Annotated in this window: 11 protein-coding genes and 1 pseudogene; 4 read left to right on the top strand and 8 right to left on the bottom strand. The window is 73.5% G+C overall.

What is annotated here, in order from left to right:
- Positions 1-256 precede the first annotated feature (256 nt).
- The gene (locus ACGFI1_RS13015; RefSeq protein ID WP_301176520.1) at positions 257-1,168 is read left to right on the top strand and encodes an oxygenase MpaB family protein; all 912 of its coding nucleotides are present in this window, start codon (positions 257-259) and stop codon (positions 1,166-1,168) included.
- A 35-nt stretch (positions 1,169-1,203) separates the two neighbouring features.
- Here the strand turns inward: ACGFI1_RS13015 and cqsA are convergent, their stop codons facing one another.
- Positions 1,204-2,355, bottom strand: a complete 1,152-nt coding sequence (gene cqsA / locus ACGFI1_RS13010; RefSeq protein WP_392785225.1) for an alpha-hydroxyketone-type quorum-sensing autoinducer synthase — start codon at positions 2,353-2,355, stop codon at positions 1,204-1,206.
- Positions 2,356-2,600: 245 nt separating this feature from the next.
- Here cqsA and ACGFI1_RS13005 point away from each other — a divergent pair, with 245 nt between their 5' ends.
- Entirely contained in the window at positions 2,601-3,620 is a 1,020-nt protein-coding gene (locus ACGFI1_RS13005) for a lysylphosphatidylglycerol synthase transmembrane domain-containing protein (protein ID WP_392785223.1), read from the top strand.
- Positions 3,621-3,638: 18 nt separating this feature from the next.
- On the opposite strand, the gene ACGFI1_RS13000 is transcribed toward ACGFI1_RS13005, so the two are convergent.
- From ACGFI1_RS13000 to ACGFI1_RS12985, 4 genes are all read right to left on the bottom strand, one after another.
- Positions 3,639-4,448: an amidohydrolase family protein gene (locus tag ACGFI1_RS13000; protein ID WP_205719074.1), complete on the bottom strand. Its 810-nt coding sequence runs from the start codon at positions 4,446-4,448 to the stop codon at positions 3,639-3,641.
- Positions 4,438-5,010, bottom strand: a complete 573-nt coding sequence (locus tag ACGFI1_RS12995; protein ID WP_392785221.1) for a TetR/AcrR family transcriptional regulator — start codon at positions 5,008-5,010, stop codon at positions 4,438-4,440. Before ACGFI1_RS12995 ends, ACGFI1_RS13000 begins: the two co-directional genes overlap by 11 nt.
- A gap of 90 nt (positions 5,011-5,100) precedes the next feature.
- Positions 5,101-5,916, bottom strand: coding sequence for an SGNH/GDSL hydrolase family protein (locus ACGFI1_RS12990; RefSeq protein ID WP_138633552.1), 816 nt, complete (start codon positions 5,914-5,916; stop codon positions 5,101-5,103).
- 545 nt (positions 5,917-6,461) lie between these two features.
- The gene (locus ACGFI1_RS12985) at positions 6,462-6,767 is read right to left on the bottom strand and encodes a PGPGW domain-containing protein (RefSeq protein ID WP_392785535.1); all 306 of its coding nucleotides are present in this window, start codon (positions 6,765-6,767) and stop codon (positions 6,462-6,464) included.
- Positions 6,768-6,911: 144 nt separating this feature from the next.
- Here ACGFI1_RS12985 and ACGFI1_RS12980 point away from each other — a divergent pair, with 144 nt between their 5' ends.
- Both ACGFI1_RS12980 and ACGFI1_RS12975 read left to right on the top strand, forming a co-directional pair.
- Positions 6,912-7,406, top strand: a complete 495-nt coding sequence (locus ACGFI1_RS12980; RefSeq protein WP_387074919.1) for an NUDIX domain-containing protein — start codon at positions 6,912-6,914, stop codon at positions 7,404-7,406.
- Between the two features lie 18 nt (positions 7,407-7,424).
- Positions 7,425-7,817, top strand: coding sequence for a PPOX class F420-dependent oxidoreductase (locus ACGFI1_RS12975; protein ID WP_387074917.1), 393 nt, complete (start codon positions 7,425-7,427; stop codon positions 7,815-7,817).
- 82 nt (positions 7,818-7,899) lie between these two features.
- Here ACGFI1_RS12975 and ACGFI1_RS12970 read toward each other — a convergent pair whose 3' ends face one another.
- From ACGFI1_RS12970 to ACGFI1_RS12960, 3 genes and pseudogenes are all read right to left on the bottom strand, one after another.
- Entirely contained in the window at positions 7,900-8,349 is a 450-nt protein-coding gene (locus tag ACGFI1_RS12970; protein ID WP_386869516.1) for a CBS domain-containing protein, read from the bottom strand.
- Between the two features lie 279 nt (positions 8,350-8,628).
- Positions 8,629-8,769 (bottom strand): annotated as a pseudogene (locus ACGFI1_RS12965) (cellulose binding domain-containing protein); the annotation flags it as partial.
- Positions 8,770-8,825: 56 nt separating this feature from the next.
- On the bottom strand, positions 8,826-9,395 hold the full coding sequence (locus ACGFI1_RS12960) for an excalibur calcium-binding domain-containing protein (RefSeq protein WP_392785218.1): 570 nt from the start codon (positions 9,393-9,395) through the stop codon (positions 8,826-8,828).
- Positions 9,396-9,464 lie beyond the last annotated feature (69 nt).

The following is a 9,464-nucleotide window of genomic DNA, read 5'->3' as shown; positions in this document are numbered from 1 at the left end:
GCCCTGGGGGGCGGGGGGGCCGCCCCCGCGGCCCCCCCCCGCCCCCCCCCCCGGGGCCCGCGCCCCCCCCCCCCCCCCCCCCCCCCCCCCCCCCCCACCCCCCCCCGCGGGGCGGGGGCGGCCCCCCCCCCCCCCCCCCCCCGCCGCTGTTTCCGGCATCGGCGACCGCCCGGCCACCGCGGGACGTGCGACAAAGCTTGATTCTTGTCTCAGCTTCGTTATGCTCGTGGTAAGCGATCACCGGCCTGGAGGTGCGATGCCCGCCTCGTCCTCGTCCGTCGCCGCCGGCCGGGCCCGGTCGTCCCGGACCGCCGCGCACGCGCCGCTCGTGCCCGGGACGCTGCTCTGGCGGCACGCCGCCGATCTGCGCTCGCTGCTCCCGGGGGCCGCCGCCGGGCTCATGCAGCTCATGCATCCCGGCATCGGCGCCGGCGTCGGCGAGCACTCCGCGTTCTTCGACGCCCCGTTCGACCGGATCCACCGGTCCGTCCCGCAGATCTGGGCGACGATCCTCGCGCCGGACGGCGTCACCCGCGCCCGCGGCATCCGCGACCTGCACCGCGGCATCGGCGGCGTCGACGAGCACGCCCGCCGCTACCACGCCCTCGAACCCGAGACGTTCTGGTGGGCGCACGCCACCTTCACCTGGGAGATCTTCAAGGCCGCCGAGACCTTCCACCCCGGCACCCTCACCGCCGAGGACCACGAGCAGATGTACGCCGAGACCGTCACCTGGTACTCCCGGTACGGCGTCAGCATGCGGCCCGTCCCCGCCGACTACGCGGCGTTCCAGTCCAAGTTCTGGCACGTCTGCGCCCGGACGCTCGAACTCACGCCCGCCGCCGCCCGCGCCCTGGAGATCGCCAAGCACGGCTCCGAGACCATCACGATCCTGCCCGTCGGCGGGCCCCGCCTCGACCGCGCCGGGCGCATGGTCATCGAGCGGCCGCTGCGCCTGATCACCTTCGGCTGCCTGCCGCCGCTCGTCCGGGAGCGGTTCGACATCCCCTGGTCGGCGCTCGACCAGGCCCGGTTCGCCGCGCTCGCGCTGGCCAACCGGCAGGGGTACCGGATGATGCCGAGCGGCGTCAACCACTGGGCCCTGCGCAGCATGCTCCGCTACATCGGCGCCCAGACCCGCGAGGACCGGTACCGGCCCGCCGCGTGACCCTCACACGGCGGCACCCTTACACGGCGGCGCCCTCACACGGCGGCGGCGACCTGGGGGCGCAGCTCCTCGCATGCCTCCAGGACGCGGGCGACGTCGCCGTCCGTCAGCCCGGCATGGGCGGAGAGCCGCACCAGCGTGCGGCCCACCGACGCCGCCGGCGGGAACAGCGCCGCGCTGAAGATCTCGCGGCCGACCAGCGCGTCCCGCATCAGGGTCGCCTCGGCCTCCGACCCCGCCTCCAGCGCGATGATCTGCGAGTCGGACTCGACCAGGGTGTAGCCGAGTTCCGCCAGGCCGGCCCGCAGCCGGGCCGCGACCGTGCGGAGCCGGTCGCGCCGCCGCCCCTCCCGGCGCACGACCTTCAGCGCCGCCGCGAGGCCCGCGATGTCGTGCGGCAGCAGAGTCGAGCTGAACACCGCCGGGAGCGCGGTGTGCGCGAAGTAGTCCGCGAAGCCGGGACGGTCGCAGGCGATCAGCCCCGCGCGCCCCGGGAGCGCCTTCGCCAGGCTCGCCGTGCGGAAGTCGACGCGCCCGGTCAGCCCGGACGCCGCGACCAGGCCCTCGCCCCGCTCGCCGTGCGTGCCGAGCGAGTGCGACTCGTCCACGACCAGGAGGCAGTCGTGCTCCGCGGCCACCTCCACCAGGCCGGGCAGCGGGCACACCGAGCCGTCGGTGCTGTAGACGGCGTCCACGGCGATCACGCCGGAGCTGCCCACCTCGATCCGGCGGCGCAGGTGGTCGAGGTCGTTGTGGCGGAAGTAGGCCAGCTCCGCGCCCGCCGCCCGCGCCCCCTCCCACAGCGACATGTGCGCGAGGACGTCCAGGTAGACCGGGACGTCGGGCCCGGCGACCACCTGCAGCAGCCCGGTGTTGGCGGCCCAGCCGGACGGGCACAGCACCCCCGCCCGCGCGCCCAGGTGCCGGGCGAACCGCGCGCCGAGGGCGAGCTGCGGGTGGTCGTCGGGCAGGCACGGGCCGGGCGCGGGCACCGCGCCGTCCGTCGCCCGCAGGCTGGCGATCATGGCGGCGGTGATCGCCGGATGCTCGGCCAGGGCGAGGTAGTCGCTACAGGTCAGGACGATCGCGCGGTCGCCCGGGGCCGTCGCGGGCACGGTCCGGCGGCCGCCCCGCGTGCCCCGGAACACCCGTATGCGTTCGCCCAGCCGCTGGTGAGCGCTGGTCATGGTCGTCACACTCCCCGGTCAAATGATCGTCACATCCTGTAGCGACTCCAAATCATAGTGTGAAAAGAATCTCGGACGGCGACCAAACCCGGCGCGCCGCCGGAGAGAATGCCGTATCCCGGCCGGGCGCCCGTCACCGAGCGCGCATGACTTCTCCGGCCTGTCGGGTAAACGTCCCATATCGTTCGCTTCACCGGGTATCAGCAGGTCGCACGCTCGTCATTCCCATCACCGATCACTGGGGTGTGACCACGATCGCCGCCGGCGCCGAACCCGCGGTGGCCGCCGACACCGGCGCCGACACCGCACCGCCTCCTGTCGTCCAGCGGGCCCACCGGGCCCGCTGGACGATCGCGGGGGTCGTGCTGGCCGGCCTCGCCACCGCGCTGCTGGCCGTCCTCGGCCCACTGCGCCCCGCGGCCGCCGCCCTCGGCCACATGCGCTGGGAGTTCCTCCCGGCCCTCGTCCTGCTGTGCCTGCTGCACTACGTCTGCTCCGCGGTCGCGCTGCGCGGCGCCGCGGGCCGTCCGCTGCCGCTGGTCGCCACGACGCTCGCCCAGTTCACCGCGTCCGCCGCCAACCGGGTCACCCCGGGCGGGCTCGGCGCCGTCGCCGTCAACACCCGCTACCTCGTCTGCCGCGGGCTGCCGCTCCCCCGCGCCGCGGTCGCCGTCGCCGTCCTGCAGGTGGCGGGCGTCCCCGCCGACCTGCTGCTGCTCGGCGCCGTCCTCGCCGCCGGCGGCGGGAACGGCCCGATGCTGGACGCGCTGGGCGAGCACGCCGCCCGGGCCGCCGGCCTCGTCCCGCCCGTCCCGCTGCTCATCGCGGGCGGCGTGCTGCTGCCCGCCGCCGTGCTGTGGGGCCGCCGCGCCGCCCGCTCACCCGCCGTCGGACGGGCCGCCGCCGGGTTCGCCGGCCTGTGCCGCCGCCCCCGCGACCTGGCGGTCACCCTGGCCGCGTCCGCCGGGACCACGCTCGCCCTCGCGATCGCGTTCGCGCTCAGCGTCCTCGCCGTGCCCGGCACGGCGGCGGGCCCCGGCGACGCCCTGCCGCTCCTCGCCGCCTACCTGGTGGGAGCCGCCGCCGGCGGGGCCGTCCCGCTGCCCGGCGGCGTCGGCCCCACCGAGACCGCGCTCGTCGCCGCGCTGGCCGCGCTCGGCGTCGAGGCCGGGCCGGCGCTGCAGGCCGTGCTGCTGTTCCGCGCGGTCACGTTCTGGGCGCCGGTCCCGGTGGGGCTGCTCGCGTGCCGGACGCTCCGCCGGTGACCTTTACATTGTAGATCACTAAATGCGGAAGACCCGCGCGGCGTTGCCGGACAGGAACGCCTCCCGGGCCGCCTCGTCCAGGCCGAGGCCGTCCAGGCCCTGGAGCGCCCGCTCCGGGGTCAGCATCGGGTAGTTGGTGCCGAACATGACCTTGTGGTGCCGGTCCTGCGCCATGTACCGGACCAGCTCGGGCGGATACCTGCGGACCGTGTACGCGGACGTGTCGATGTAGACGTTCGGGTGCTTGCGGCAGACCGCGACCATCTCCTCCGTCCACGGGTAGCCGATGTGGCCGCCGACGATGACCAGCTCCGGGAAGTCGAGCGCGACCTGGTCGATGTAGGGGATCGGCCGCCCCGTCTCGCTCGGGCGCAGCGGCCCGGTGTGCCCCACCTGCGTGCAGAAGGGGACGCCGAGCTCCACGCACTCGGCGAACAGCGGGTAGTAGCGGCGGTCGGTCGGCGGCGCCTCCCACAGCCACGGCACCACGCGCAGGCCCTTGAAACCGAGGTCGCGCACGCACCGCCTCAGCTCCCGCACGGCCTCCATGGGCTTGCGCAGGTCCACCGACGCGACGCCCATGAGCCGGCCCTCGGCCTGCTGGACGAACGAGGCGACCTCGTCATTGCTCACCAGGTCGCCCTCCGGCCCGTACCAGGCGCTGATGAGGCCGACGTCCACTCCCCCGGCGTCCATGGCGGCGACGGTCTCCGCGACGGGCACCTCCTCCGCCGGGGGCTTGCGGCCCAGCCACCGCCACAGCGAGTCCAGCATCTCGTGCTGCAGGAACCGCACGGTTCCGTGCTGCATCCACGCGTCAATCACCACGGCTGCTCCCCACCGACCGCCACGCGGCCTCACTCAGTACCTCGACCTGCCCGCCGTCCGGCTCGGCGCCCTGCCCGTTGAGCCAGAGCCGGCACAACTCCTGGGCGGGGCCGAGCCACAGCACGAACGCAGTCATGGTGTCCACATCGATCAGCGCGCCATGGCCCGCCTGGACGCGCCACCAGGCGCGCACCTCCCGGTAGAACGCCCGGTTGCGCTCGGCCAGCGCGTCACTCGCCGCAGGGCGTTCGGTGAACATGAACCGGGCCCTGGCGGCATGCTCCCTACACCACCGCACATGGAACGCCACGACACCCGTCACCGCCCCGCGCGCGCTGGCATGCGCCTTGAGCTCGGCGAGGAACGCGTCCTGGTACAGGGAGACGCATTCGACGAACAGGGCCTCCGCCACCTGCTCCTTGCCGGAGAAGTGATGGTAGAAGCTGCCGACGCTGACGCCACTGGCCGCCCGCAGCGCGCTCAGCGTCGTCCCGGCCACCCCGTCGCGGCCGAACGCCTCCAGCGCCGCCCGCAGGATCCTGTCCCGCCCCGCCTCACTCACAGAACATTATTCTGCCACACCAGAACATCATTCTGGCAGCGGACGGCCCCGGCCGCCGGGGTGGGCGAGCGGCCGGGGCCGGAGGCGGGGTCAGCCCTGCTGCTGCAGGGCCAGGCTCGCCGAGCCGGTCAGCGCGGGCAGGTAGCCGAGCCGGTGACCGAGCGCGGTCGGGTGGTAGGACGACTCCAGCGGGATCGTCACCGCGTTGAGCCAGTCGTCGCCCGAGCACAGCTCATGGCCGGCGAACTCGTCCCGGACGTCCGACCAGGTGAACCCGGCGCGCCCCGCCGCCTGGGCGATGACGCCGTCGAGGGTGTCGGCGGCCTCGTTGAGCGCGGTGCGCTTGGCGTTGCTCAGCCCCACGCACACGCTCACGATCTTGTACAGGCGCGGGTAGCCGAGCACGACCACCCGCGCGGACGGCGACTTCGCGTGGATCTGGGAGTACAGCGAGTCGAGCCGCCCGGGCAGCGTGTTGCGCATGTAGGTCTCGGCCTGGGCCACCCGGCTCTGGCAGGTCGTGGTCGAGTACAGGACGCAGGTCTGCATGACGTCGGCGAACCCGGCGTCGTTGCCGCCGGCGGTGACGCTGACGAGCGTCGTTGACGAGCTGAGCGCGCCGAGCTGCCCGCTCGCCACGGTCGCGGTCGTCGCCCCCGAGCAGGCCACGAACTTGAACGAGCTCGTCGAGTGCGCCGCCGCCCACAGGTTCGGGTAGGCGTTGGCGCTGCGGTTGCACGATCCGCTCGCCGGATCGTAGTTCCCGGCCCCCGTGCCGGACGAGTAGGAATCCCCGAGTGCGACGTAGTTGGTCCCGGCCGCCGCGGCGGAACCGGACCAGAGCAGTGATGTGGCGGCGAGTGTCACCGCACCGAGAGCGGCCAGACAGGGGCGGGTGAGACGCATCTGCACTCCGGAGCGTCGTATCGAATTATGCCGCTCGCCTTATACCCGCCCCGCCATTCCCCCAAGCCCTGAGACTGATCAACACTATTTGTCAGAATTCGCCGTTGCAATCCGAGATAGCACGGAATTTCCGGGCCGACAAGCCCAGCAAGTGACGACCATTATTCGGTGAATCCCGGACGTCTCAGAGATCACAGGAATCACTTCCGCCCGGCCGCCGGGGGCCGGGCGCGACCGGTCGCCCGCCGTGGACGCGGAGAATCTTGGGGAACGTCCGCTGTCACCTGGGAACGCCGTGGACGCGCCTGACCTCCCGTGCGGCGACCTCGTCGGCGCACGGGAGGTGCTCGGCCGGGAAAGGCTCGGTGGTCAGAGCGCCTGGTACGGCGCAGCCCTCAGAGCGGCTCCGGGATGCGGCCTCGATATCCGGCGACCCTTAAAGGGTATTACCGCCGTCGCTCTACCGGGCCCGGCCGCGTTTCGGTGCCGCGCATCGCCTCACCGAGGCCGGATATAAGCCGCAATGCCCCGGAGCGGGGCGGTGATCAGGATTTGGGGCGGCCGGCCGCTGTGCGGATCTTGTGCCAGGCGGTCTTGGCGTAGCCGTTCAGGCGTGTGCTGATACGGCGGGCCGTCGGGAACTCGGTGCCGAGGAGGCCGAGGCCGGCGAGGATGGCGACGACGCCCGGGCCCGGCAGGACGAGCATGGCGACGCCCGCGACGATCAGGGCGGCCCCGGCGGTGGCCACCGCCACCTTGCGGAGCAGGCGGACGGGCGCGCGGCGGATGGGCGTGCGGCCCTCGGGCGTGCGGCCGGCGGGCTCCTTCTCAGGCGCTGGGCGTTCCATCATGGTCGTCACTGCGTCCTCCCCGTGGCGCGTCCTTGTGTTGTCCGACGAACGGCGGCGGCGCCCGAGATCCCAGTCGGGGCGGGATGTGACGAGGACCACGCGGCAGGACCGTGGGGCCGCGCGGCGGCGGCTAGCATCTCGGTAATGAAGATCCCGTCCGGTGTGCGCGCGCGTCTCGGGGTGCTGGCCGCGCCAGTGTGGCGGCGGCTCAGCGGGCGGATGCAGTGGCGCGTCGCACGGTTCCGCCACCACACGTTCCTGGTGTACGCGGGCGGGATCGTCCGGGACGAGCGGGGCCGGATCCTGCTGCTGCGGCACCGGCTGTGGCCCGCGTACCGGGCGTGGGGCCTGCCCGGCGGGTACGTGAACGCCGGTGAGCGGCTGGAGGACGGGGTCGTCCGGGAGGTGCGGGAGGAGACCGCGCTGGAGGTGGAGGTCGCCGGGCCTCCGCTGCGGGTGGCGAGCGGTTTCCGGCACCGGGTCGAGGCGTACTACGAGGCGCGGGTCGTCGGCGGGCTGCTCGCCCTGGACGCGGCGGAGATCCTCGAAGCGCGCTGGTTCCCCGTGGACGAGCTTCCGGAGCGCATGTCGCCCCGGCTCCGGAACGTCATCGAGGCGCTTGACCTCAAGCCTGGTTGAGGTCGCAGGCTGGACGGTATGAGCCTCACCGACATCGAACGCGAATACCTGTCCACGCAGCGGCTCGGGCGCCTCGCCACCGTGGGCCCCAAGGGCGACCCGCAGAACAACCCGGTCGGCTTCGCCTACAACGCCGAGACCGGCACCATCGACATCCGCGGCTGGAACCTCGCCGAGAGCCGCAAGTACCGGAACCTGCGCGACAACGACCAGGTGGCCTTCGTCGTCGACGACCTGGCGTCCGTCCAGCCCTGGAGGGTGCGGGGCGTCGAGGTCCGGGGACGCGCCGAGCCCGCGGTCGTCGAAGGGCCGCAGGGTGCCGACGACGTCATCCGCATCCACCCGCGCGTCGTCTTCTCCTGGGGGATCGACCCGGACGCGGAGGGGATGACCCGGCGGACCATTCCGTAACGGCCGCCGGGCGCGGCGCCCGGGGCGTCCGCTCCGGGCCGATGCGCCGGCGGCGTTCGGTCACCCCGCGGCGTGGGGCGGCTCAGGTGCCCGGGAGGGGCTCCTGGAGTTCGAACCGGTCGGCGGTGGCATGGCACTTCGGGCAGCGGGGCGGCGCGTGCTCGCCGCGGACGACCTCGCCGCAGACCTCGCACGCCCATTCGGTGGTCAGCAGCGCCATGACGTCCGAGCGGGCGACGATGCCGACGAGTTCGCGGCCCGACAGCACCGGCACGCGGCGGATGCGCCGTTCGAGGAGCAGGTGGCGGGCCTCCTCGACGTCGGTGTCCTCGGTGACGCTGATGACGGCGGCGGTCATCACGTCGGCGGCGGTCCGCCCCTCGCGGGCCAGCAGATCGTACTCGCTGACCAGGCCGACGACGGCCCCGTGCCCGTCGACGACGGGGACGGCGCTGATCCGGCGGGCGCGCAGCAGGGCCGCGACGTCGGGCACGGCCGCGTCCCGCTCCACGGTGATCACCGGGCTCGTCATGATCTCTTTGACCTTCACTGCTGCCGCCCCAGAATCGCGCGGGCTCCCGCCACCGCCGGTGGATGAAGCCCCGTCCGTCGTCCTCCCATATGACCTTAGATGTCGCGGTCATTCCGGTCCGCACCGGGCCGGAACAGGCCGCTCGTCGGCAGGTCGGTATCAGTCTTCCCGATATCGCGGGAATGATCCCGACCGGGGCGGGTGGACGGGGCGCGCACGCCCGGCCCGGGGCCCGATGCGGAGGCGCCGGGCCTTCCGCACCGGGCCGGGCGCCCGGGATCACCTGGCGGAGCAGGTGGAAGCCAACCCGGTGCCGGTTCCGGTCCCCTGGAAGCCGAACTCCGTCGACTGGCCGGCGGCGAGCGAGCCGTTGAAGCCGACATTCGTGAACTGGCCCGCGCCGGTGCTCCCGCTGCGGCCGGCGTTCCATTTCCATCGATTTTCAGCTCGGCCTGGCCTTTCGGGCGGCGCGTCCGCTAGGGCTGCCTGCCTGACGAACTGGGCGTCGAGGGCTCCTCGCTCGGTTCGGACGACTCATCACTAGGGGTCTGCTCGGACGGCTCGTCGCTGGGCGCGGGCTCCAGGCTCGGCCCCGAGTCCGACGGCTCCTCAGTCGGCGCGGACGGCTCTTCGGAGGTGGACGGCTCCTCAGTCGGCGACGGGGTGGGAGCCGGGCTCGACGGCCCGCCGCCGTGCGCGAACTCGCAGTCGATGCCGTCGCCGTCGCGATCCTGATACCAGGCGTACTCGGGGTCGGTGCCCTTCACGTACGGGCCGTACCCGGCGGCATTCGCCTCGGCACAGGTGCGGAAACGCGGATCCAGGCCGTTCCCTCCCCGCCGTTCGGAGGACGGCGGCCCGCCCTCGTCCGGCGGCTCCGTCGAGGACGAGGACGGCGGCGGCGCGGGTCCCCGGCTGCCTTGCGACGTCTTCCGCTGCGTCTCGCCGCCGCAGGCAGCGAGGTTGGCGAGGAGCAGCACCGCTCCCAGGGCGGTGAGGGCCGCGAGGATCCACCGCTTCGCGGGTGGGCGGGAATCGGCAGTCATGGCATGGCCTTCATCTGCGGAGTCCGCCGCATCGGAGTTCATTCCACCTGAAAAACGGTGATATCCGGA

Source organism: Actinomadura geliboluensis, assembly GCF_043197915.1.
GTDB lineage: Bacteria > Actinomycetota > Actinomycetes > Streptosporangiales > Streptosporangiaceae > Spirillospora > Spirillospora geliboluensis.
Note: the sequence above shows the minus strand (reverse complement) of the source record. Positions and strands in the feature narration are given on the sequence as shown.